The 25268-nt window shown below is 45.2% G+C and carries 21 protein-coding genes; 12 read left to right on the forward strand and 9 right to left on the reverse strand.

Annotated features, from left to right (window positions below; genetic code table 11):
- Nucleotides 1-43: 43 nt before the first annotated feature.
- A complete protein-coding gene (locus I8J31_RS10385) occupies nt 44-2488 on the forward strand; it encodes a penicillin-binding protein 1A (protein ID WP_199468471.1) in 2445 nt (814 codons plus the stop codon).
- A 59-nt stretch (nt 2489-2547) separates the two neighbouring features.
- On the opposite strand, the gene I8J31_RS10390 is transcribed toward I8J31_RS10385, so the two are convergent.
- From I8J31_RS10390 to rpmE, 4 genes are all read right to left on the reverse strand, one after another.
- Nucleotides 2548-3108 carry an LOG family protein gene (locus I8J31_RS10390; RefSeq protein WP_199468472.1) on the reverse strand — a complete coding sequence of 187 codons (561 nt, stop codon included), beginning with the start codon at nt 3106-3108 and terminating at the stop codon, nt 2548-2550.
- Nucleotides 3109-3218: 110 nt separating this feature from the next.
- Nucleotides 3219-4487, reverse strand: coding sequence for a malic enzyme-like NAD(P)-binding protein (locus I8J31_RS10395; protein ID WP_199468473.1), 1269 nt, complete (start codon nt 4485-4487; stop codon nt 3219-3221).
- A gap of 172 nt (nt 4488-4659) precedes the next feature.
- Entirely contained in the window at nt 4660-5448 is a 789-nt protein-coding gene (locus I8J31_RS10400) for a thermonuclease family protein (protein ID WP_199468475.1), read from the reverse strand.
- Nucleotides 5449-5458: 10 nt separating this feature from the next.
- Nucleotides 5459-5677, reverse strand: coding sequence for a 50S ribosomal protein L31 (gene rpmE / locus I8J31_RS10405; RefSeq protein WP_199468516.1), 219 nt, complete (start codon nt 5675-5677; stop codon nt 5459-5461).
- Between the two features lie 267 nt (nt 5678-5944).
- Between rpmE and I8J31_RS10410 the strand changes: the two genes are divergently transcribed.
- The 6 genes from I8J31_RS10410 (at nt 5945) to I8J31_RS10435 (ending at nt 11936) form a co-directional block, all read left to right on the forward strand.
- On the forward strand, nt 5945-8176 hold the full coding sequence (locus I8J31_RS10410) for a primosomal protein N' (RefSeq protein WP_199468477.1): 2232 nt from the start codon (nt 5945-5947) through the stop codon (nt 8174-8176).
- Nucleotides 8177-8247: 71 nt separating this feature from the next.
- Entirely contained in the window at nt 8248-8847 is a 600-nt protein-coding gene (locus I8J31_RS10415; protein ID WP_199468478.1) for an SPOR domain-containing protein, read from the forward strand.
- A gap of 123 nt (nt 8848-8970) precedes the next feature.
- Nucleotides 8971-9540 (forward strand): ATP-dependent protease subunit HslV, encoded by a 570-nt coding sequence (gene hslV / locus I8J31_RS10420; protein ID WP_199468479.1) that lies wholly within the window; start codon nt 8971-8973, stop codon nt 9538-9540.
- 13 nt (nt 9541-9553) lie between these two features.
- The gene (gene hslU / locus I8J31_RS10425) at nt 9554-10876 is read left to right on the forward strand and encodes an ATP-dependent protease ATPase subunit HslU (protein ID WP_199468518.1); all 1323 of its coding nucleotides are present in this window, start codon (nt 9554-9556) and stop codon (nt 10874-10876) included.
- 24 nt (nt 10877-10900) lie between these two features.
- The gene (locus tag I8J31_RS10430) at nt 10901-11284 is read left to right on the forward strand and encodes a gamma-butyrobetaine hydroxylase family protein (RefSeq protein WP_199468480.1); all 384 of its coding nucleotides are present in this window, start codon (nt 10901-10903) and stop codon (nt 11282-11284) included.
- 34 nt (nt 11285-11318) lie between these two features.
- On the forward strand, nt 11319-11936 hold the full coding sequence (locus I8J31_RS10435) for a ubiquinone biosynthesis accessory factor UbiJ (protein ID WP_199468481.1): 618 nt from the start codon (nt 11319-11321) through the stop codon (nt 11934-11936).
- Nucleotides 11937-11964: 28 nt separating this feature from the next.
- Here the strand turns inward: I8J31_RS10435 and I8J31_RS10440 are convergent, their stop codons facing one another.
- Nucleotides 11965-12834 carry a DMT family transporter gene (locus I8J31_RS10440; protein ID WP_199468482.1) on the reverse strand — a complete coding sequence of 290 codons (870 nt, stop codon included), beginning with the start codon at nt 12832-12834 and terminating at the stop codon, nt 11965-11967.
- A 239-nt stretch (nt 12835-13073) separates the two neighbouring features.
- Here I8J31_RS10440 and I8J31_RS21100 point away from each other — a divergent pair, with 239 nt between their 5' ends.
- The 4 genes from I8J31_RS21100 to I8J31_RS10460 all read left to right on the forward strand — a co-directional run bounded on the left by I8J31_RS21100 (nt 13074) and on the right by I8J31_RS10460 (nt 18799).
- Nucleotides 13074-13958 (forward strand): helix-turn-helix transcriptional regulator, encoded by an 885-nt coding sequence (locus I8J31_RS21100; RefSeq protein WP_199468483.1) that lies wholly within the window; start codon nt 13074-13076, stop codon nt 13956-13958.
- Between the two features lie 180 nt (nt 13959-14138).
- Complete coding sequence (locus I8J31_RS10450) at nt 14139-15380, forward strand: MFS transporter (protein ID WP_199468484.1); 1242 nt, start codon at nt 14139-14141, stop codon at nt 15378-15380.
- Nucleotides 15381-15514: 134 nt separating this feature from the next.
- Nucleotides 15515-17581, forward strand: a complete 2067-nt coding sequence (locus I8J31_RS10455; RefSeq protein ID WP_199468486.1) for a TonB-dependent receptor — start codon at nt 15515-15517, stop codon at nt 17579-17581.
- An 84-nt stretch (nt 17582-17665) separates the two neighbouring features.
- Nucleotides 17666-18799 carry a siderophore-interacting protein gene (locus tag I8J31_RS10460; protein WP_199468488.1) on the forward strand — a complete coding sequence of 378 codons (1134 nt, stop codon included), beginning with the start codon at nt 17666-17668 and terminating at the stop codon, nt 18797-18799.
- A 53-nt stretch (nt 18800-18852) separates the two neighbouring features.
- On the opposite strand, the gene I8J31_RS10465 is transcribed toward I8J31_RS10460, so the two are convergent.
- The 3 genes from I8J31_RS10465 to ilvA all read right to left on the reverse strand — a co-directional run bounded on the left by I8J31_RS10465 (nt 18853) and on the right by ilvA (nt 23308).
- Nucleotides 18853-19833: an asparaginase domain-containing protein gene (locus I8J31_RS10465; RefSeq protein ID WP_199468490.1), complete on the reverse strand. Its 981-nt coding sequence runs from the start codon at nt 19831-19833 to the stop codon at nt 18853-18855.
- 98 nt (nt 19834-19931) lie between these two features.
- Nucleotides 19932-21665 carry an arginine--tRNA ligase gene (gene argS / locus I8J31_RS10470; RefSeq protein ID WP_199468492.1) on the reverse strand — a complete coding sequence of 578 codons (1734 nt, stop codon included), beginning with the start codon at nt 21663-21665 and terminating at the stop codon, nt 19932-19934.
- A gap of 137 nt (nt 21666-21802) precedes the next feature.
- Entirely contained in the window at nt 21803-23308 is a 1506-nt protein-coding gene (ilvA, locus tag I8J31_RS10475) for a threonine ammonia-lyase, biosynthetic (RefSeq protein ID WP_199468494.1), read from the reverse strand.
- 259 nt (nt 23309-23567) lie between these two features.
- On the opposite strand from ilvA, the gene rpiA reads away from it, so the two are divergent.
- Nucleotides 23568-24239: a ribose-5-phosphate isomerase RpiA gene (gene rpiA / locus I8J31_RS10480; protein ID WP_199468496.1), complete on the forward strand. Its 672-nt coding sequence runs from the start codon at nt 23568-23570 to the stop codon at nt 24237-24239.
- 32 nt (nt 24240-24271) lie between these two features.
- On the opposite strand, the gene I8J31_RS10485 is transcribed toward rpiA, so the two are convergent.
- Entirely contained in the window at nt 24272-25240 is a 969-nt protein-coding gene (locus I8J31_RS10485) for a zinc transporter ZntB (RefSeq protein ID WP_199468498.1), read from the reverse strand.
- Between the last annotated feature and the right edge of the window lie 28 nt (nt 25241-25268).

Below are 25268 nucleotides of genomic sequence, written 5' to 3' on the forward strand. Positions count from 1 at the left end.
TAGGTATAATGCCTATTTCTCCACCCCTCTAAATTGGATTGGTATGTCTAAGGTACTCAAAATATTATTTTTTTTAGGTCTACTTGGTGCTATTAGTGTTGCAGGCGTGACCTACGCCATTTATTACAATGTGAAAGATAAAATACCAACCGTAGCGGAACTCAAGGATATTGAGCTAAGAATTCCGTTACGTATCTATACCGCAGACAATAAACTTATTGGTGAGTTTGGCGAGCAGCGTCGAACCCCTATTAACTATGCCGAAATCCCCCCTAACCTAGAGAATGCTATTTTAGCAGCGGAAGACACTAACTTTTACCATCATCCAGGCGTCGACATTTTAGGTTTGGCTCGAGCTGTCGTACAGTTAATCACCACAGGACAAAAACAAGGCGGTGGTAGTACCATCACCATGCAGGTTGCACGTAACTATTTTTTATCATTCGAGCAAACTTTCACCCGCAAATTCACCGAAATTTTTATCGCTCTCAAGATGGAGCGAGAACTATCCAAACATGAAATCCTTGAACTTTATGTAAACAAAATTTATTTGGGCAAACGCTCTTATGGTTTTGAAGCGGCAGCCCAAGTCTATTATGGAAAAACCTTAGCCGAGCTCGATTTGGCTCAATTAGCCATGATTGCCGGCTTACCTAAAGCGCCGTCTCGTTACAATCCAGTGGTTAACCCCTCACGCGCTTTGATTCGACGCAATTGGATCCTACAACGCTTACTCACACTCGGTATGATAGACAAAGAGTCTTATCAGACCGCTGTTGAAGCTCCCATCACAGCCAAAAACCACGGTGTCGCTCCCGATGTTGAAGCAGGCTATGTCTCAGAAATGGTTCGTGCTGAGCTACATGACACCTTTGGCGATGACCTCTACAACGCTGGCATGACGGTTTACACCACTATTGACTCAGGCAAGCAAAAAGCAGCCAACGCCGCTATCTTCCGTGGGGTGTTAAACTATGACATGCGCCATGGTTACCGTGGCTCTATCGAAACACGAACAGATCTTGTTGATGCACCACTGGATGAACAGGTAAAAGGACTAAAAAAAATTGCCACCTTTGAGGATTGGCAGACAGCCCTAATAATATCCACCACAGATACCACAGCAGATGCCCGCCTCGCCAATGGTGATAGGGCAACACTCTCTTGGGATGCATTAAAATGGGCGAAACCTTACCTTGATGAAAACAGCCAAGGGGAAGAACCAAAAATTGTCCCTGACATCCTTGTTCCTGGCGATATCGTGCGCTTACGACCGGATGAAAAATTAGGCTGGATACTGGCACAAAAACCCACAGTACAAAGTGCATTAATCTCGTTGAACAGCACTGATGGCAGCATTCAAGCCTTAGTCGGTGGCTTCAATTTCTACGAAAACAAATTCAACCGAATTACTCAGTCTAAACGTCAACCTGGTTCCAATTTTAAACCATTCATTTATGCCAGTGCGTTAGATCGAGGTTATACCGCAGCCAGCATCATTAATGACGCGCCTGTGGTATTTAATGATGCTAATCTAGCTTCCGCTTGGCGCCCAACCAATGATGGTGGCAAGTTTTATGGCCCAACACGACTACGCCAAGCACTTTATCGCTCACAAAACATTGTATCGGTTCGCTTGTTAGACGATTTAGGCGTTCGCCCTACCCTAAATTATTTACGTCGCTTTGGCTTCAACCCAGATGAATTACCCCATAACCTTTCCTTGTCGTTAGGTAGTGCCAACTTATCACCGTTACAAATAGCAACAGGTTATGCCGTATTTTCCAATGGTGGCTATCAGGTACAACCCTACTTAATTGATAAAGTCGTCAGTCGCGACCAAGAAGTCCTCTTTCAAGCTAACCCTATTACCGTATGCCGAACTTGTACCCAGCTAGAAAACACCCAAGATGGCAAACCTCAAATGGGACTTTTCAATACCACTGATGGCGTCCGTAACCTCCCCATAGCTCCGCAAGTGCTTGACCCAGAAGTAAACTATATTATTTACGACATAATGCGTGATGTAATTAAGTACGGCACAGGCCGCCGTGCAAGAGTATTAAATCGAGATGATATTGCCGGCAAAACAGGTACCACCAATGATGGTCGTGATGCTTGGTTCTCTGGTTTTAACGGCGACATAGTCACCTCTGTGTGGAGTGGCTTTGACAACTCAACGCCACTAGGACGTGGTGAATGGGGCGGATCGGTTTCTCTGCCACCTTGGATCGACTATATGCGTTATGCTTTGAACGAGACGGAGTCTTCATTCGTTCACAAGCCCTCATCATTGGTCACCGTAAGAATTGACCCGAAAACAGGGGAGCGAGCCCTACCCGGCCAAAAAGATGCGCTCTTTGAAATCTTCCGTAAGAAAAATGTGCCTCCTCAACGTAAACTTGATTTACCAACATTAGACAATGGTGCGAGCAATGAGTCTCAGGAAGAAAAACAGGAAAATAGCGCCCTAGAAAACCTTTTCTAAGCCTATAAAATGAAAAAGCGAACACCTAAGTTCGCTTTTTCATTTTATAGGAAGTCTATCTAACTCCATTTTTGCTTAGGTGGCTGATACCTTGAAAAAGCCAGATGAAGCAACTCGGGAGTTTGCTCTCGAATCAACATATCAAGATATTGAGCCTTAACGAAACCCGCTTGCTGCATACTCTCAACCATAGAAAACAAAGGATCATAGAAACCATTCACGTTATAAAAGGCACAAGGTTTTGCATGTAGCCCCAGCTGCCCCCAAGTCCATACTTCAAAAATCTCCTCTAACGTACCAACACCACCAGGCAAGGCAACAAAAGCATCTGCCAACGCCGCCATTTTAGCCTTACGCTCATGCATATCTGCCACCACATGCAACTCGGTTAGGTTTGGGTGAGCTAATTCCCTATCTCTAAGATGTTCGGGAATAACCCCAATTACCTGCCCACCACCCGCTATAACAGAGTCTGCAATCACCCCCATGAGCCCAACATTGCCACCACCATAAACCACAGCAATACCTTGTTGGGCAAAATAATGACCGAGGGCCTTTACCGCATTGGCAAAATCCGGTGTATGCCCAGCAGCAGAACCACAAAACACAGCAACATTCATATTTCCCCCTTCTTAGCCACTTACAGCGATATTTTTAACATAAAAAAAGCGGCCACCTAATTAAGGTGCCGCTTTTTTAGCTTAGCTCTTATTCACCTAGCTGGTTACGATTAAGCACCGAAATGGTCTAGATTCTCAAGAGGATAAAAATCTGGGTATGGAAGGCCTGCAACGCCAGAATCAACCGCTGCACGAGCAACCGCAGCAGAGACGACATTTAGCAAACGCGCATCCATTGGTTTTGGCAAAATATACTCTTTGCCAAAGCTCAGTGCTCCACCACCATAGGCCGCAACCACATCAGCTGGCGCTTCTTCTTTCGCTAAATCTTTTAGCGCATGAACCGCCGCAATTTTCATTTCTTCATTTATCTTAGTCGCGCGAACATCCAAAGCACCACGGAATATGAACGGGAAGCCCAATACGTTATTAACTTGGTTAGGATAGTCTGAACGACCTGTTGCCATAATCAAATCATCGCGGGTTTTATGTGCTAGTTCTGGGCTGATTTCTGGGTCTGGGTTTGAACAAGCGAAGATAATTGGGTTAGCCGCCATCTTGCTAAGCTGCTCAGCAGAGAACAAATCAGGACCAGATACACCGATAAACACATCTGCACCATCGATAGCATCATCCAAAGTACGTTTGTCGGTATCAATCGCGAACATCGCTTTAAACTGGTTTAAGTCATCACGACCAGAGTGAATAACCCCTTTACGGTCAAGCACGAAAATATTTTCACGCTGCGCACCACAAGCAATAATTAGCTTCATACAAGCGGTTGCTGCTGCACCGGCACCTAGACAAACGATTTTAGCGCTTGCAATGTCCTTACCTTGAAGCTCAAGCGCATTCAAAAGACCCGCCGCTGTTACGATTGCCGTACCGTGTTGGTCATCATGGAAAACAGGAATAGAACAACGTTCGATTAGCTGACGTTCGATTTCAAAACATTCAGGCGCTTTAATGTCTTCTAAGTTAATACCACCATAGGTATTCGCAATACGCGCTACAGTATCAATAAAAGCTTGCGGACTTTCTGACTCAACTTCCACATCAACAGAGTTAACACCAGCAAAGCGCTTAAACAACAACCCCTTACCTTCCATGACTGGCTTACTCGCCAATGGACCTAGGTTACCCAAACCAAGAATCGCACTACCATCAGAGATGACAGCAACTAAATTGCCTTTGCCCGTATAGCGGTATGCCGCTTCTGGGTCTTTCGCGATTTCGCGACAAGGCTCTGCAACGCCTGGACTATAAGCCAAAGCAAGGTCTCGAGCAGTTGCCGTAGGCGTGGAAATAGTAACACTTAGTTTTCCTGGAACTGGATACTCATGGTAGTCCAGTGCAGCTTGTTTAATATCTTCTGCCATTGTGATGTTTCCGTTTATTAGGTGTTTTTAATTAGTTTTATAATCGCGAAGTTGGGCCTTGTTTCTTAGCTTTGAAAAAGCTTAAAAGCGACACCTTATCATTTTGAATCGCCAGAATAATCGATATTTACAGGGCATTAAAGCAAAAAAACCTTTAAGAATACCCTATCCATTAATGATCAAAGAAATCTTTGACTTCACGCAAGTCATTAGGATGCCTTACAAGAAGAACCCAAGACGTAAAGTCCGAATGCCGACTTTTTCGCTGATGTTGCCAGCCACGTACTTCAACCATTTTCCCTTCAAGATAAAACACTTTCTGGGCAGGCCAATAGTCTGCAGCATTCGATGGCAAATTGATGACTAAATTCTTATCCGTTTCTAGCCACCAACCACCTCGGTTATGGGTAATAGAGGTAATGGTTATTCGAGATAATACAAAACCAGCTTGTGGCTGCCACTGTAATACTTGCTGCCATAGTCCTTTATACGCATTGCGGGCGTTATTCTCAGCCCCCTCAAAACACGTCTGATACGCTAGATTAGGAGGAACAGCAACACGATAACCAAGTCCTTCGAATAGTAGCTGACTTGTTAGCGAAATACGATCTTTATTGAAGAGGTAGTACAAATATCGACCATATCTATCACGTTCGTTTTTTGATTTCTGCAGGTAAACATAATCACCCGCTAGCACTGTTAACAGCGCCTTTGCCTCCAAAGCATAAGGCTGATGGTGGCCGCTTTTATGATCTAATTCTGGTGTATTGATTCCCACCAAACGCACTTTTCGGCCATCAGCCAGATGCATGGTATCGCCATCCACCACACGTTTAATACGAGCCTTTTCTAGCTCCCCCTGCGCCAAACAGGCGCCATTGTCAGCGTGTACCGCAATAGAGGGCAAAAACAAAAAAAGCGCCAAGACAACTTGACGCTTTTTTGATCTGATCACTGTCATTACACCGCTATTACTTAGCTGTAGTAAGACGTGCTCCGAAACGCTTGTTGAAGCGATCAACACGACCACCAGTATCCAACATTTTTTGTTGGCCTGTGTAGAAAGGGTGACAGTTGCTACATACGTCGATGTGCATGTCTTTACCAGCAGTAGAGTTTAGATTTAGTGTGTTACCGCAAGTACAAGTTGCTGTAATTGCAGCGTAATCTGGATGAATATCATTTTTCATTGTAGTTACCTTCAGGTTTGGTGTGCCGCCACTTGGTCGATATAAATGGGCTATTGCCGCGCCAAGCACCGCACGATTCGTTGTACAGACATTGTACAGTGGTGCCAAGAACCGCGTATTTTAGGGATCTATCACTCAATCAGCAACCTTTTTATTATGCTTTTCTTATAAAATTCGACCTCGCACACAAGCACCACTCTGGCGTACACTTAATACATGGCCCTAACAGTCTCTTTTTGCTTTATAAAACAAGGTTTAACTTAACTCATGCACGAGGCGCTACTGACTCCTTACCCTTTCGTAAAAGTCGCTTTACCTGTGCCTATGCGCACCCTATTCGACTACAAAGTACCGAAAGCTCTGGCCTTACGACATGAGTTAAAACCCGGCATGCGTATCAAGGTTCCCTTTGGTAAAAGCAGTCGTTTAGGAATTATCGTAGCGTTAAGCGAAACCAGTGACTGGGACCCAGAACAAGTAAAACCCTTCACTTCATTACAAGACGAAGCCCCAGTCATTACAAAAGAGCTCATGGCGTTATGTACATGGGCAGCACGTTACTACCATCACCCTATAGGGGATGTTTTCTTTCATGCTTTGCCTGTATTGCTGCGAAAAGGAGAAAATGCCGAGTTTCGAACGGAGAATTGGTGGTTCACCACGCAACAAGGACAAACACAGCCTCTGGAACAACTCACGCGAGCCCCTCGCCAGCAAGACTTCCTTAAAGCCGTACAGCAACACCCAAACGGCTTAAGTCAACACGCCGCGTCGGTACTAGGCCTTGCCCCTGCCGCAGGTAAAACATTAGAAGAAAAAGGGCTATTAAGACGCGAACAGCGCTCATTCAACAGAGGCGGAGAAAAACACGCCCACCAGACCCAAGTGCCTCCAACACTCAACCCAGAACAGTCCATTGCTACGGAAGAACTACTGGATAGGCGACATCACTTTGGTGTGGCGTTGCTTGATGGTGTAACCGGAAGTGGTAAAACAGAAGTCTTCTTACGAGTGATGGAACGCCTTATCGAGGAAGACAAGCAAATTTTGGTGATGGTGCCCGAAATCGGCCTCACGCCTCAGACCTTAAAACGCTTTGAAAGTCGCTTCAATACTGACATTGTATTAATGCATTCCAACATGAATGACAGAGAAAGATTAGATGCTTGGCTACTCGCTGCCAGCGGCCATGCCAAGGTCATTATCGGTACGCGTTCTTCGGCCTTTATTCCAGCACCCAACCTCGGTTTGATCATCATTGATGAAGAGCACGACAATTCCTATAAACAACATGAAGGCTTTCGTTATCATGCACGAGACCTTGCCATTAAACGCGCTCAAAACCTTAACATTCCCGTATTACTTGCCTCGGCGACCCCTTCCTTTGAAAGCCTGAGCAATGCCATACAAAAACGCTTTGTTTGGCTTAAGTTACGTCAGCGAGCTGGTAACGCACACATTCCGGAAATGGAACGCGTCGATTTACGTGGGCAAACCCTAGTCAATGGTTTCAGTGAATCGGCTTTAGCCGCGATGCAGCTCTGTCTTGATCGTAAAGAACAAGTACTTATTTTCTTAAATCGTCGTGGTTATGCCCCCACCTTGATGTGTCATCAATGTGGTTGGATTGCAGCCTGCGACCATTGCGACGTTAACCTCACCGTACACAAACGCGCGAACAAGCTCCATTGCCACCATTGCGATACGCAAAAAGCGCTTATTCATACCTGCCCAGAATGCCAGTCAGAAGAGTTGTTTACGGTAGGTGAAGGCACGGAACAAATAGAGACCCAGCTTCATACTCTGCTTAAAGACACACCAATTTTAAGAATAGATAGGGACAGCACACAGCGTAAATCCGCCATGGCGCAGCTGACTCAGAAAATTCACGAACACGATCAAGCTATTCTGATTGGCACCCAAATGTTGGCGAAGGGACATCACTTTCCCAATGTTACCTTGGTGATCGTTATGGATGCCGATGCAGGACTTTTTTCTGCCGATTTTCGAGGCATGGAACGCACTGCACAGCTTATCACTCAAGTAGCAGGTCGAGCAGGGCGAGCCAAAAAACCAGGCCACGTGTTACTGCAAACCTACCACCCAGACCATGCCGCAATTGAATGCCTATGCAACTTAGGCTACGAGCACTTTGCTATCAATGGTTTATCAGAACGCAGGGCGTTGGCTTTACCCCCTTTTTTCCATCAAGTCATAGTACGGGCAGAATCAAGCAACGAACAGGAAGCCATGCAGCTGTTATCTGCCATGAGAAACGACCTAGAGCCACTTTTTTCAAACGAGATTTTCCTCGTTGGCCCCTATGCCGCTATCATAGTTCGCAAGGCCGGACAGCATAGAGCATTGCTTTCCATTAAGTCGGCTCATCGTGCGCCCTTACACCAAGCCACAGCAATGATGACCCAATGGTTAGAACAATCCACGCGTCAACACAAAATTCGTTTCGCAATCGACGTCGATCCACTGGAAACTTACTGATCAAGCCCGCATAATATGCGCATCGCGCACATTGTATAAATACCGCGCTTCAACTGCTAAAAGCCCAAACTATGTACAATCCGATACACATTGCAGCTAAAGGGAGTCGCCCCAAAAAAGGCGCGACCCGTCGAACACCACCGCCACCTAAGCGTAAAACACCTTGGTGGTTATGGTTATTAGTTCCTACGATCCTTGTCGCCTTCATTTATGGCCTAGCCCAACTCAACCAAGTGGCTCCTAAATCGAATGCTGTTGCCAAGCCTAAGGTGGAAACCAAGCCAATCAAAAAAACGGCACCTAAACCAGTCACCAAGCCGGCACCCAAAAAAGATAAATTTGAGTTCTACCAAATTCTACAAGACAGCGAAGTAGACACTAGTCATGTAGACGCTTATCAATCAACGCCTCGTGGTACTCAAGATTTCTTCTATATGCTGCAAGCGGCTTCTTTTAGAAGTTCAACGGACGCTGACCGCTTAAGGGCGAAACTCATTTTATCCGGTTTAGTAGAAACTCACATTCGCCAAACGACCGGAAAAAACGGCAACCCTTGGTTCCGTGTAGTACTTGGCCCCTATGAATCTCGCTCTAAAATGAACCGAGCAGAAGATAGATTAGTCGCCATGGACATCTCTTCTTATTCCTATCGAGTAAAAAAAGAGGACTAGCGAAAATAGACCGCCTCTCCCCCACCTCACACACGGAACAAAATCCTTTGTTCCGTGTAGGTGTTTTCCTTGAAAACGGCTTACCTAGCCCCCACCTTGTTAGAATCGAAACTGGAGTAAACCATGACAACGATTCTTACTGTACGTAAAGGCAACCAAGTCGTCGTAGGCGGCGATGGACAAGTCTCTTTAGGCAACACTGTGATGAAAGGTAATGCGCGCAAAGTCCGCCGCCTATACCATGGTGAAGTAATTGCAGGGTTCGCTGGCGGTACAGCCGATGCTTTCACCCTATTCGAACGCTTTGAAGGTCAATTAGAAAAACACCAAGGCCAGCTTGTACGCGCGGCGGTGGATCTCGCCAAAGACTGGCGTTCAGACAGAGCACTACGCAAGCTCGAAGCCATGCTAGTGGTCGCTAACAAAGACAGCACCCTAATTATTACTGGCACAGGTGATGTAGTCGAGCCACAACACGGTGCCCTAGCCATAGGCTCTGGTGGCAACTACGCAGAAGCCGCCGCTCGTGCTTTGATAGACAACACTGATCTATCCGCGAAAGACATTGTAGAAAAAAGTCTCAGTATCGCGGCCGATATTTGTGTTTTCACTAACCACACGCTGACCATTGAAGAGATCACTATTGATCCCAAGCTTGAAGACCAATCAGCCGACACGACAACACAAGAATAGTAGAGAATTCATGATGAATAGCATGACCCCAAGAGAAACCGTCAACGCCCTAGACAATCATATTATTGGTCAACAGAAAGCCAAACGCGCTGTTGCCATCGCCCTGCGAAACCGCTGGCGCCGGATGCAACTTCCTGAAGACATGCGTGCCGAAGTGACACCAAAGAACATCCTAATGATTGGGCCAACAGGTGTCGGTAAAACAGAAATTGCCCGTCGCTTAGCCAAGCTATCAAACGCGCCTTTCATTAAGATAGAGGCGACCAAATTCACCGAAGTCGGTTACGTAGGCCGTGATGTGGAGTCCATCATTCGCGACCTAGTCGAAATGGCTATAAAAATGCTGCGTGAGCAAGAAACAGAAAAGCTACGCCATAAAGCAGAGGACGCTGCGGAAGATCGTATTCTAGACGTATTGCTCCCTCCTGCCCGTGGCGGCGATCCAGAACTGGAAGACAACAGCACACGTCAAACCTTCCGAAAAAAACTACGGGAAGGAAAACTGGACGATAAAGAAATAGATATCGATGTCGCTGATGCGCCAGTTGGCGTAGAAATCATGACACCTCCTGGTATGGAAGAAATGACCAGCCAGCTGCAAAACATGTTTTCTAACTTCGGTTCTAACAAAACCAAAAAACGTAAACTGACGGTTAAAGAAGCACTGCGTCAGGTGCGTGACGAAGAAGCGGCAAAATTAGTGAACGAAGATGAACTAAAAGCTCGTGCAGTAGAGGCTGTTGAGCAAAATGGCATCGTCTTCTTGGATGAAATCGATAAGGTCGCAAAAAGCTCTGAGCGCTCAGGTGGAGAAGTCTCCCGCGAAGGCGTACAGCGTGACCTACTGCCTTTAGTCGAAGGCTGCACCGTCACCACAAAGTACGGCATGATCAAAACTGACCATATCCTATTTATTGCTTCTGGTGCCTTCCACCTGTCTAAGCCATCGGATTTGATTCCTGAGTTGCAAGGCCGTCTACCGATTCGTGTTGAGCTAGACGCTCTGACTGTTGATGATTTCAAGCGCATCCTAGTTGAGCCAAATGCTTCTTTGACCAAGCAATATGTAGCCTTGGCGAAAACCGAAAACATTCACCTAAACTTCACTGAAGAAGGCATTCAGCGCATTGCCGAAATCGCTTTCCAAGTGAACGAACGCACTGAAAATATTGGAGCCCGTCGTTTGCATACGGTATTAGAGCGTCTACTGGAAGAAGTATCTTATTCTGCCAGTGATATGCCAGATGAGCAGACGGTCGACATCACCGCCACCTATGTAGATGAACAACTAGGTGAAGTGGCAGAAAACGAAGATCTAAGCCAATATATACTGTAAAACAGTCACTCCTAGGAATACTCTATGGCAACGCCAGTACCAACAAAAATTCACTACCATAAGCAATCCCGTGAATTGGAACTGGCGTTCGTCGACGGTCAAATTTTTCGACTGGGAGCAGAGTATTTACGCGTCCATTCACCGTCAGCCGAAGTGCGTGGTCATGGACAACAAATGCCCATTCTACAAGTTGGCAAAAAGAACGTCGCCATCAACAATGTGGAAGGCGCAGGAAACTATGCGTTAAAAATATCGTTTGATGACGGTCATGATACTGGGCTTTATACATGGGAATACCTCTACAATATTGGAAAAAACCATGATGAGCTCTGGCAAATGTACCTAGATCGCCTTGAAAAGGAAGGTCAGACGCGAGACACTTCGGTGATTCAAATCCACCAGCTTTAACATTCATCAGTTTATAGAAGATCAGGAAGGTTTTATGGGTTCACTCAGCTTATCGGCGCTCAGCGCTATTGAAAACGCCATCAATCTTGCTCTGAAACAAGACACCCCTTCCCAAGATCGACTCAGTAAACTGGCAGGTCAACAAATCTTTCTATATGTAGAAGACTTTTCTCTGATTCTGCAAATCCACATCCTTGAACAAGGCGTCATGCTGCATCGCCCTGACAGCCTAGACGACATAGATCTAGACCCTAAACTCGATACGCTTGTCCAAGGACCAAGTAACGCCTATAGGAAACTACTTGAAGGAGACGGTTTCTTTGACGGTGATTTACGCATTCAAGGCAATGTCCAAGCACTAATGACACTGCACAAGGTAATGGAAAACTTTGAATTGGATTGGGAAGGTCTACTCGCCGATCAGATTGGCGACTTACCGGCTTCCGCCTTGGCTCGCCTGCTTCGCGCCAAATGGTCATGGAGTAAAGAATTCGCCACAAACACTAGAATACAACTTGTACATCACCTGCAATCTGACAGTCAGCTACTGCCTAGCAAGGTAGAATTCGACCACCAAGTGGACGAAATAGAACGCTTTGCTACCCTGCTTGATCGCGCTGAAGCGAAACTCAATATTCTCACCAAGAAATAACGGCTCGCGTTTCATTTCTGCCATTCACTTAAACCACCTTTGACGTAGCGCGACTCAAATACACACCTGCAATAGTGACCATAAAACCGACGATTTGAATCATCGTCATAGACTCCCTGAACAAGAAATAACTTTCTACCGCCGCAAGGGGAGGAACCAATAACATCACAGTGGTGACTTGAGAAGCACTAACTTTTCTTAACAACCACACCATTAAGAACACCCCGCCGCAGGATAAAACCAGCGTCCCCCAGATCACCAGTAAGAAGGATTCTAGCTGTACTTTAAACAGGCTTTCCTCTAATAGCAGCATGAATACCACAGATACACCACCAGCCGCTAGGTTCTGCACCGCCATTGAGCTAACAATATCAGACGAAGAAATCGACATTTTTTGATACGTTACACCTAGGGATAACGCCAAAATCGCAGCACAAGCCAAAGAAAAGGTCAGTAAAGATAAACCACCATGACTCAAATCGAGCTCTAATGCAGGGCTCACCACCAGCCCTAACCCCACCATACCAATCAACATACCGAGAACCCCTTTTAATGCCGTTCTCTCTTTAATTAACAAGAAGGCCAACAAGGTCACCAAAGCTGGCTGTAACGCGCCAATTAGAGCCATCATGCCAGCAGGTAAACCTTTGGCAATGGCCACATAGGCAAAGCCTAGATAAAAGCCATTCATCAACATGCCAGCAATAATGTGTTTGGGGAGCTGGCCCCATGTGGGAAACTGCCTGTGTTGAATCAAAGCAATCACAGCAAACAAAAGGCCTGCACAAAAAAAGCGAATACCTAGATAAACATTAGGGTCAATCAAACCAACAATAAATTTGCCAGTAATAAACCCTGTAGACCAAATCAGCACCAGCAAGACATAAAAAATTGCCACAAAAGATCCTTCAAATACATTAATGCAATCATCCAACCTTTCTGATCACAACAGCCAGCCAATAGGCAATCACAAAAAGTCACCAGTATCACTCAAACCTTGCGTTTAAATTACGACCACACATTGCTGCCATTACAAACAAATAACAGATATAAATTGCTTCCTTGCAAATAAATACTGATTATTGATAATGATTCTTAATAAGAAACAAGTCTGATTTACTTAAGGAGAAAATCACAGTGTCGTATCACTCTGTCGAGGATATCGCTACATTCGAGCATTTTAACCTAGGCTTTGATGCTCGAAGTTGGGTACGTTCAGTAAATCATCGTTTTATCGAAGACACCTTAGTGGAAAATATCAGCGAACCGGGGCTCTATATCTCGATGTTCGGCAAGTGCCAAGGGCAAACACTCAATGACGGTATGGATCGACAGAGAGATTACAGCCATCAATACATGGTCACACTCGTCGATCAGCCATGTTCTGGCCACATGCATTTTCCTAACAATAGCATCTGGCAAACACTTTCCATTATGCTTCCACTGCATGGACGCGATGAACAACCTCTTGTTCCCGAGCTACGCGCCAACTTCCCCCATGCTGTCCCTCAAATACGCCTCGCAGAACTAGGCCCGGTTCCTAGAGACATACTACGTTGCTGTGAAGCGGTTTGGGAATGTACCTTTAAAGGCTTTGAAAGAGAGTTGTTTATTAAAGCAAAAGCGCAGGAAGTATTAGCACTGTTTCTACATAAACGGCGCCAACAACGTCAAGCGCCAGAAACATTACGCATGACTCAGTTAGGGAATGTACTTAACCACATTAAAACACACTTAGCACAAGACTGGCCGCTATCAGCCGTTGCAAGCCTAGCAGGCAGCAATCGAACCTACGTAAAGCAAGACATCAAAGACCTTAAAGGTGTTAGTTTTCGAGAGTGGCTTAAACAAGCGAGGCTAGAAGCCGCCTATGAACAATTAGCTGGGGGAGAATCCATCACCCAAATAGCGCATAACGTGGGGTTCAGGAGTCAGGCCCACTTCGCAACCCTGTTTAAAAGCGAAGTCGGTGTCACGCCCAGTGAATACAGACAATCACTGTTAATAAAACACAGCGCTTAACACACAAATATCCATTTTCGAAAGTAACATGTCCCCACTCGAAAGAGCTTACCGCCTTTCATCGATAGACTTAAATCAGAGGGTCTATTAAATATTGGCTAGGCATAATCATCACCCTATAAAAATATCTAAAGACCTTCTCATACAGTGCAGAAATGCGCTTTTATTCAGGACAAAACAATGCAGTACACTAAATACCCTTGGCTCATGCTGGCGAGCATCTATATTACGCAATATATCGGTGTTGCCTTTATTCTGTCTGCAGCAGTGGCTATTTTACGACAGCAGGGCGTTGCTCTGGATAAGCTAGCGCTGCTCAATTTAGCGCTTTTACCCTTAGCAGGTAAGGTTTTTTATGCGCCTGTGATTGATAAATATCGTTTATGGTTACAAGGTACCTATCGTAGCTGGTTGATTCTTTCTCAAGCTAGCATGGCACTGTTATTAGTCATTGCTGGAGCACTGGACTTTGCCCACCAATTCACCTTGATCATTGCCATACTCGCCTTTTATGTTTTTTTCATGAGCCTTCAAGACGTTTCTGTGGATGGTTTATCTTGCAAATTATTCGATGCAGAATCACGAAAGCTCGCCAGTAGCATTCAGTTCTCGGGCAACTTATTGGGCAATATCATTGGGGGTGGCCTGATACTCATGTTTTACCCTTGGCTAGAATGGCATGGCTCGCTCTGGTTATTAGCAGGGTTAACCAGCATTTCATTAATACAAATAGTACTATTTACCGAGCCTGAAGCGTCCGCCTATGACGAACAGCAACAGAAAGACGACAAACACTTGTTGCGCAATATCAAGGCGTTTATCAAGCAGCAAAAACACTGGTTCATCATCATGGCACTTTACCCTATCGGTTCTACCTGTGGCTTTGCGCTACTCAATCCGTTACTGGTAGACAACGGCTGGCACCTTGATGACATTGGCTTTGCCATGAAGATCTACGGCTCAGCCATCGGCCTTTTTTCAGCCTTACTCGCCGCCCCGCTCATTAGCAAAATCGGCCGAATCCATGCCTTAGTTTGCGTGATACTGATTCAGGCATTCGCCTTAGTATTGATGGTGCCCTTAACCCTAGGATTTACCGATAAGCCTATGGTATACGCGGCGATTACCGTGCACTTTATTAGCTTCCCAGCACTCCTAGTGGTCTCCGCTACCATCATCATGGACAAGGCCGCTCTAACACGACATAAAGCCACCTTCTTCTCCCTACAGTTTAGTTTTGCTTCACTACTTGGGTTTATTTATTCCGCCGCGAGTATGGCCATAGCAAAACATGTTGGTTACAGCCCAGTGGTCACAACAGGTGCCGCGCTGACTTTTGGAATCGCTTTATTGGTTTGGATAGTACTTGGACGAAACAAGACTAATCACCACATAAACACACTGTGCAATGCAAAAACATGATGTAATTCAAAAAGATACCACCACACACTCTAGAATGGCTGCAAGGCTATTTTTTAAACAATAGATAAAGAAATGATTATTGATTGCAACATTATTTTTAACACAAATTGTATAAACAGAGGAAACGCCAAACCATGAGTAAAACAAGCAAAGCGAGTACCGCCCACATTCCCACACCTCTCTCTGTCGTTGCACTGTCCATTATTGCAATAAACAGCATGCTAGTTTCTTCAATGACCAGCGCCGAAACAATTGCGTTAGATGCAATAGTGGTCACAGGTGAGAAAATAGATAAAAACATTAAAGATACGACCACCGCTATTACCGTCATAACAGAAGATCAATTAGAGTCAGGTGAAACAAAACAAGTAAAAGAGATCGCCACCCAAGCTCCCAACGTAGTGACGGACTCCTTTGGTCATATTGCCATACGTGGTGTCTCTGGAGGCGGTGCTGCCACTGGCGGAGTCGCTCTCATGACAGGCGCCCGCGCTCGCGTTACCACAGTGGTTGACGGCTCAACTCAAGACTGGTCCGGCTATAACTTTGCCCCCACCGACCTCTGGGATACAAAACAGGTAGAGGTTTTACGAGGCCCACAGTCTACCACTCAAGGGTCCAGCGCCATTGGCGGAGCAATCGTTGTCAACACCAATGATCCAACCTTCGACAATGAAGCGGCAGTTCGAGCAGGACTAGAAAGATATAGAAACGGCAACTTAAAATATAACCTCGCCGCCATGTCATCTGGCGCCCTTATTGAGGAGGAGCTGGCCTATCGTATCGCCGTGGATGAAAATAAAGGCAAAGGCTGGTTAAACTACGACACTTCTGGCTACAGCAAAGACCACCCTAACCTCAGCGAAGCAGAAAATCTCAATTTACGAGGTAAACTACTTTGGCAACCCAAAAACCACCCAAAACTGTCTGCTAAACTTACCCTGAACCATCTGAAAAATGATGGCGAACATGCCAATTTTGCCAGCAATACAGATGCAGGCGTAGCAACACAGACCATGACGGTAGCGGATTCTGGTGGTGCTATATCACGAGTACAGGACTCCAAAGAAAACAGTATAGCCGCTGATATTGGTTACCAATTAAGCTCTGGCATCACCAACCATCTACACATTAGCCGTATCGATTCAGATATTTATGCGGACGGCTACGGTTCTGCTAATGGCGGCACCACACATACTTACGCCATTCAACAAACTACCACCTCACTGGAAAATCGCCTTGTTTTTAATCGTGAAAATGCCAAGCTAACCGGTGTCATAGGTCTGTTTTCCGCAAACAAAGACTCAGTCATCGACGCCACTCAAGGCATTATTAATATTGATACTGACTACAGCATTGCCACGACGGCTCTTTATGGTGAAGGCGCTTATTCGCTTTCACCTAAAACAAAAGCAACCTTGGGGTTACGCATTGAGAATGAAGAAGTTGATAAAACAGGCTCGTTTTTTTCCACCACGAAAGTGGATCAAAATACCAACAAGACTTACTACTTACCAAAACTGTCCATCACACACGCCATTTCAGACATAACCACGTTGGGGGCTTCAATCCGTCAAGGCTATAGTTCAAGTGGTACTTATATCAATACCGCTGGCGAAGCTTTTTCCTTTAAAAGTGAAGAAGTATCCTCTTTTGAGTTCAGCAGCAAAAGCAACTTTGGTAACGGCACAACACTGAATGCCGCTTTATTCTATAACGACTATAGCGATTACCAAGCTTTGTCCGGCTTTACCATAGTCAATGTTAATGCGGCCCATACCATGGGCGCCGAAGTAGAAATAATCACTTGGGAAACGGATAACCTTGAGCTACGAAGCTCGATTGGTCTATTGCAAAGCAAAATTGATGAAAACAGCACAAATGAAGGCAATCAGCTATCTAGCGCACCGAAAACCAACCTAGGCTTTGGTTTTACCCAGTATATTGGCGATGCCTGGTCGTTCGGCGCCGACATGACTTATGTTGGTGAATACTATTCTGACCTTGCTAACAGCGACAATACCACAGCAGGTGATTACGTGATTACCGATGCTCAGGCTCAATATGTCATAGGTGACCTTACCATTAACGCTTACGTTAAAAACTTAACTAATACAGACGCCGTTTACTTCAGAGCAGATTCACTTGCATCCGTTGGTCAAACACGCACATTCGGTATTAGTGCTCTCTACCGTATGTAGTCCTTTCCCTTCGCATTAAAACATAGAGGCCCAAGTGAGCCTCTATTTTTTCATTTCCAAAAGCACAACGAAAAAAGGTTGTTTATGAGTTCCCCCACACCACTGCAAGACCTTGATCATAAAATCGACATTATTGACCACGTAAATCAAGATCACCCTGAAGAGTTATTCGCTATTGCACATCATCATTATCAGCAAGGGGCAGAAATATCCTCAGCCAAGATTTTGGACATTTTCAAAGAGGGGATACAGATTAACGTCACTTTTGGTTCAGATACTGACGCCAAGGAGATGTTTATCCCTTTTGAGATCGAAGGGGATTTAGAAGAAAACATTTTGTATTTGGCCTATGCCGCTGTCATCAAGCAGGGCCGTGATTTTAGTGGGACAGGTAAGCGCTTTTTTGAGGTCATCAACAAGCAAAAAATAACCCCTAATATGATCCGTCTTACTGTTAAATGTACAACCCCCCTGCCTGAGTATTATCCCGGGTACGCCCATGCTTTCGTACTGAAAAGTCTCACAAAGCGCCCTAACGAAGACACAAAAAAAACCAACAAGAAACATTGGAGTAAAAACCTTTTTGATCGCATTTTTATTTGGCTGATGAAAAATCTATCCAGTAAAAACCGCCAAAAACTACTCAACAATAGCAACAAAGACATTCGCCTTTATACCTTGCGTAAATCTTGGAAGAGCGACGATTCAACTTGGATTGATCACGGCCATATAGACATATTTACTCATGATGACACGGCCGGTAGCCAGTGGGCCAATAAGTTGGAAGTTGGCAATATCATCTTAAGCCGTTCTGAATCCAAGGATAAGCATCCTCATTTAGTCACGGGTCAAGCTCTACTGATAGCTGATGAGACAGCCTATCCAGCACTCGCGGGTATTTTGGAGCAATGGCAAAACCCATTGCCGCCTTATGTTATTTTGATCAGTGCAGCAGAAGAGGAACAAGACTACTTTACAGGCGAGATGATGCCTCACGACTCCCAAGTACATAGGGTAGTTTGCTCAGCCGAAAAACAAGCAGATGACGTATTGGCCATATTAAGACAGATAGAAAAGATAGATGTAGTCTGGGCAGCATTCGAATCGGATTCAGCCAAAAAAGTTAGGCACTTCTTGCGTAATGAGCGGCAGGTGATGGGTAAGAACAACCACACAAAAGCCTACTGGAATCTAAAATCGAAAAGAAGTGCTAAATAGCAACAGGCATCGTCCATTTCATGATGGGTGATGCCGTTCTTTCATAGCAAAAGTTAAGGGGTCTTAGTGAAACGGTCTCTTATGTCAGCGGATGAATAGCCAAGGCCAATCAAAAAACTCAGCTTCACAAATGCCGCTTCGTAGGTCATGTCCATGCCAGAAATAACACCCGCTTCCACCAGAGCAGAGCCAGCTGCATAAGCCCCTGCAACAACACTGCCGGCACCGCATTGACTGACATTCACAATAACCACGCCACGCTCTGAAGCCGTTTTCAATAGCGCGAGCAAAGCTTGGTCTTTATCCGGCGCATTACCCGCGCCATAACTCCACAATACCGCTCCTTTGACCTTATTATTAAGCAGGCCTTGCCAATGCTCTGCCGTCACGCCGGGAAACACAGGGAGAATGGTGACGGTACCTGATGTCATATTGGGAATGCTAATCTTTGTCTCGCTGCTCCCATCAAGCAAAGCCGTTCGAGACCATTGCCAATCAATACCCAACAAACCAAGTAACAGGGCATTAGGAGAAGCGAAAGCCGCTAGCTCTGTGGTATTCGCTTTATGAGCACGATTGCCTGCAATCAAACGACCAGCAAAAAACAGAGACACCTCATTTGGCCCATTTTTTAACGCATCAACCGCACCTAATACATTATTTTTTGCATCACTACGGGCTTTAAACAAAGGAATCTGTGACCCCGTGACGATAATCGGCTTAGTCGGTGTTTGGAAACAATAGAACAAGGCCGCCGCGGTATAAGCCATGGTATCTGTGCCATGTAATACCATAAAAGCATCGTAATCCTGCCAATTGTCTTGAATATCGCAAGCGATGGTTTGCCAATCTTCTGGACGAGCATTCGAACTATCAATCAAATTGGCGTAACAATGCACTGTCACGCTGTCCTCTGGACAATCGTTTTTCAGCATGGTTTCTACCACCTTGGCAAACTCTGGATCAGGAATCAGACCTTGATCAGAATCCACCATGCCAATGGTGCCGCCAGTATAGGCTAGATATATTTTCATCCGTTCTCTTCCATTACAAATTGTTGCAAGCTGAAAAACAAAAACGCCGCATGAGGCGTATCCTCCAGCGGCGCTTTTATCATCGCATCAGCGCAAGGTTACATACGTTCTAAGGTTTCGATCCCCAACAATTCAAGGCCTTGTTTTAAGGTAGAAGCCGTATTCAATGCTAATTGTAGACGACTGTTTTTTACCTCGTCTTCTGCATTCAAGATTGGGCACGCCTCGTAGAAACTCATGAAGGTCCCTGCTAGGTCATATAAGTAAGCACATAAGAAGTGCGGCATGCCATCATTAGCCACCTGTTGAATGGCCTCTTCGAACTGGCACAACTTCATCGCCAAAGCGCGCTCTTGTGCTTCAACAACGGCAATGTCACCGGTTAAGCTTGTCACGTCGATTTCAGAACGTTTAACAATGCTTGCCACGCGAGAGTAGGCGTACAACAAATAAGGGGCGGTGTTACCTTCAAAGCTCAACATGGTATCCCAATTGAACACATAATCACTGGTACGATTTTTCGATAAATCGGCGTATTTCACCGACGCAATACCCACCACACGACCAATGTTACGTAGCTCTTCTTCTTCCATGTCTGGATTTTTAGAAGCAACCAGTTGATAAGCGCGTTCTTGTGCTTCTGCTAATAGGTCAGAAAGTTTCGCCACGGTTCCAGAACGGGTTTTGAAGGGTTTGCCATCGCTACCCATTACCGTACCGAAAGGCATGTGCTCGAGCTGTGTTTCAGGTTTCACAAAACCAGCCTTACGAGATAAGGTGAAAATTTGTTGGAAATGCAATGACTGCCGCGCATCCACAAAGTACAAAACACGGTTGGCTTCTAACGTATGCTGACGAAAGCGAACAGCAGCTAAATCCGTAGTCGAGTATAAAAATCCACCACCGGTTTTTTGCACAATAACCGGTGTGATTTCACCTTCTTTGTTAGCAAACTCTTCCATGAAAACACATTGAGCACCGTTAGACTCTTGTAATAGCTCTTGCTCTGTTAACTCATTGATAACGTTTTGCAGATCATCGTTATAAGCACTTTCGGGCATCACATGTTTACGTTCTAAAGACACACCCAACATCTTGTAGGTTTCTTCACAGTGAGCCAAAGAAATGTCGATAAACTCATCCCAAAGCTTCAAGCAATCTTCATCACCAGATTGTAGGGCAACCACTAATTCACGGGCACGAACGGCAAACTCTGGGTCGTCATCGAAACAGGTTTTCGCAGCGCGGTAAAAGGTTTCAAGATCCGACAATACCATGCTAATTTCGGCATTTTCAGCCCGCAAGCGTTCCATATAAGCCAGCAGCATACCGAATTGAGTTCCCCAGTCACCCACATGGTTCTGACGAATCACATTGTGTCCAAGGAATTCCAAGGTGCGTACCACCGCATCACCGATAACCGTAGAGCGAAGGTGACCCACGTGCATTTCTTTCGCAAGGTTTGGCGAAGAATAATCCACAACAACGGTTTCAGGGTTAGACACTTCCAACACATCTAAATGGTCGCTAGTACGTAACTCAACCAATTCTTTTCCTAACCAAGTATTCTTCAAGAAAACATTGATAAAGCCCGGCCCTGCAATTTCTACTTTTTCAGCGATATCAGACAAGTCCAATTTATCAAGAACCCTTTGAGCGAACTCGCGCGGGTTCATTTTCAAGCCTTTCGCTACGCCCATAATGCCATTGGCTTGGTAATCGCCGAATTGTACTTTCGCAGATTGACGAGTTAACGCCGGCGCGGTTTCTGGTGCGCCAGCCGCTACCATAGCAGCCTGAATACGTTGATTAAGTAGAGTTTGAATGTTCACAAAGAAGACCTTTAAACAGTAGACATGGTGTCTTAAAAGACAGCACATCAGAATCACACAACCCTCTGACCGAACAAACAATCAGAGGGTTGATTTCAAGAAAATAATGGCGCTAATGATAAACGATTTTCACCCGTTTAGCGAAAGAACAACTTACAAGCTTCGTTGTTGTTTTCATCTTGATACGGGTAACCAAGCTCATCCAAATAATGGGTCACATCGGTTTCTTCGCCCACCGCTTGTAAACCAACTAAAACTCGACCATAGGCATCGCCATGGTTACGATAATGGAACATGGAAATATTCCATTGACCACCAAGGGTATTCAGGAATTTCAACAATGCCCCCGGACGCTCAGGGAACTCAAAACTGTAGAGCAATTCGCCTTTATCACTGCGTAAATGGCCGCCGATCATATGGCGAACATGAACCTTAGTGGTTTCGTCATCGGTTAAATCGGTAATTTCATAGTCTTTTAAGTCTTCCAATAACTCTGTACGGCTATGGGGGCTACCACCAAGCTGAACACCCACAAAAATTGCGGCTTGCTCATCATCGCCATAACGGTAATTGAATTCGGTGATATTACGTCCCACCAAGGCTTGGCAGAAATCTTTAAAACTGCCTGGTGATTCTGGAATTTTCACCGCGATAATGGCTTCGCGTTTTTCACCCAATTCAGCACGTTCAGAAACATGGCGCAGACGATCAAAGTTAACATTCGCGCCACTGTTTATCGCAATTAAAGTCTGGCCCTTCACACCTTCGCGTTCGATGTATTTTTTCAACCCAGCCAATGCACAAGCACCCGCAGGTTCTGTGATAGCGCGAGTATCATCATAGATGTCTTTGATCGCGGCACACATTTCATCTGTGGTAACCGTAATCACCTCATCCACTGTGTCTTTGGCAATCGCAAAGGTGTTTTTACCAATTTCCGCAACGGCAACGCCTTCGGCAAAAATGCCGACTTGCGCCAAACGGGTTGGCTTGCCATTTTCCATGGCAACTTTTAAGCATGCCGCATCGACGGGTTCTACCCCTATGATTTTAATTTCTGGGCGAAGGTATTTAATGTAAGCCGAAATACCCGCAATCAAACCACCACCGCCAACAGGAACAAAGATGGCATCAATGTTTCCTTCATGTTGATGTAGAATTTCCATACCAATAGTGCCTTGTCCAGCAATGGTGTCTAGATCATCAAATGGGTGTACGTAGACTTGGCCAGTACGCGCCATGATTTCATTGGATTTTCCCAAAGCTTCATCAAAAGCATCGCCGAACAGCACCACTTCTGCACCATGATTTCTTACCGCACTGACTTTTACTTCCGGCGTTGTGGCGGGCATTACAATGGTCGCTTGCACACCCAGCTTTTTAGCAGCCAAGGCCAAACCTTGAGCATGATTCCCTGCCGATGCGGCAATCACACCACGAGCACGCTCTTCTGTGGTTAACTGACAAATTTTGTTGTATGCCCCACGAATTTTGAACGAGAAAACAGGCTGTAGATCTTCTCGCTTCAAAATAATCTCGTTACCTAATCGATTGCATAATTGATTGGCACGAGACAGTGGTGTTTCTATCGCCACGTCATAGACACGTGCCTGTAGAATTTTCTTGATGATGGTATGGGGCATAATGCTTCCTAAGCGAATATAACAATCGCCATAGTGTTGCTCTAAACCGCAATTCTATGGCGCTATACAGTCTTTATAAAAATGAACATGAAATATACCCTCTCACCTTAAATCAAGCAAAAGAGATACACATAAATATACCTCTTAAGGTCGAGAATTCAGCGGTTTCAGGGTAACAATCGATATTCGATATGACTATAATATGCCCACTTCAAAAAACATCTCGACCACTAACACCATAGAAAAGGTTCTAAGTCTCATGACCCAAGATGAACTAAAACAAGCGGTTGCAGAAGCCGCTGTTGAATACATACTGCCAATGCTGGAATCGGACACTATTGTGGGGGTTGGAACAGGCTCAACTGCGAACCTATTCATTGATGAACTGGCAAAACACAAAGCCAAATTCGACGGCACCGTAGCCAGCTCAGAAGCGTCAACCGCCCGCTTAAAAGGCCATGGGGTTCCAGTCTATGACCTAAACAGCGTTGACTCTATTCGTGTTTATGTGGATGGCGCTGACGAATCAAATGATCACTTACACTTAATCAAAGGTGGCGGCGCGGCGTTAACCCGTGAAAAAATCGTCACCGCTTGCAGTGATGAGTTCGTCTGTATCGCTGATGAATCAAAATTGGTGAAGGTGTTAGGTGACTTCCCTTTACCAGTAGAAATCATCCCTATGGCACGTGGCCATGTGGCACGTGAATTAGTCAAACTAGGCGGCGATCCGGTCTACCGTGAAGGCGTTGTTACAGACAACGGCAATAGCATTCTCGATGTGTATAACCTAGAAATACTCGACCCTATCGCATTAGAAAAAAGTATCGATGAGATAGTGGGTGTGGTTACTAATGGCCTGTTTGCAAAACGCTCTGCAGATGTACTGTTATTAGCAACCAAAGACGGTATCAAAACCCTTAAGAAATAACCTCCACCAAAAGAAACACCAAAAGCCGTTGGTCAAAACCAGCGGCTTCTGCGCATCAAAACAAACTGCCCAATACCCAATATCAATAACGAACCACAAAAAATCCAGAACGCAAGTGGGCTATCTGTACCCGGCATACCGCCAATATTGATGCCAAACAACCCCGTCAAAAATCCCAAAGGCATAAAGATTCCAGACAAGATAGAAAGTACATACATGCGCGCGTTCATCTTTTCGGAATGTAAGTTAACAAACTCTTCCTGCATCAAAAAACAACGTTCTCGCAGAGACTCCAGCGATTCCACATAACGTGTAATATCATTGGCAGCTTCTTGAGTTTGAATAAGCTGATCCACAGTCATCAGAGCTTGAGACTCTTGATAAAGCTTATTAATGGCATTCTTTTGTGGCACTAGAAAACGCCTTAAACGAATGGTTTCCAACCTCCGCTGGACCAAAGAGTCTCGCTGACCTAACTCTACCCCCACACCTATACTTTCTTCTAGTTCGGATAATTGATCCTCTAAACTATTAATAACTCCAGCCATTCGCTCCGTTAACCTTGCGGTCAAGGTAACTAAAATGTCCGCCGTATTCCTTGGTCCTTCCTTATTAGCCAAATCTTTCACCACATCCTGAACCGATAAAAGCTTGCGACGCCGAGTGGAGACAATAAAGTATGGTGTGACCCAAAGTCTTAGAGAGACCATGTCTGAAGGATCAGAATTAGGGTTATGGTTAACGCCACGTAAATTGACTAACAATCCTGTTGCCATTTTCACGGTACGAGGGCGAGTCTCTTCAGCAAATAAAGCATCTACAACGGTTTCTGGCACCCCTTCTACAGTCGATAACCAAGCTTTAGCTAAATCATCAAGACAATCAAGATGTATCCAACGACGGCCCTGTATAGGAAGCTGTGTCGGTAAATCTGATAGCGCTAATTCTTGTGCACCACCTTGTCCATCTAACTCTAAATTGTAAATAACAAACTCTGTCATACCGACTTCCTCGAAAAATGCCCAGCTT

It is taken from the genome of Marinomonas transparens, assembly GCF_016463975.1.
In the GTDB taxonomy this organism is placed as follows: Bacteria; Pseudomonadota; Gammaproteobacteria; order Pseudomonadales; family Marinomonadaceae; genus Marinomonas; species Marinomonas transparens.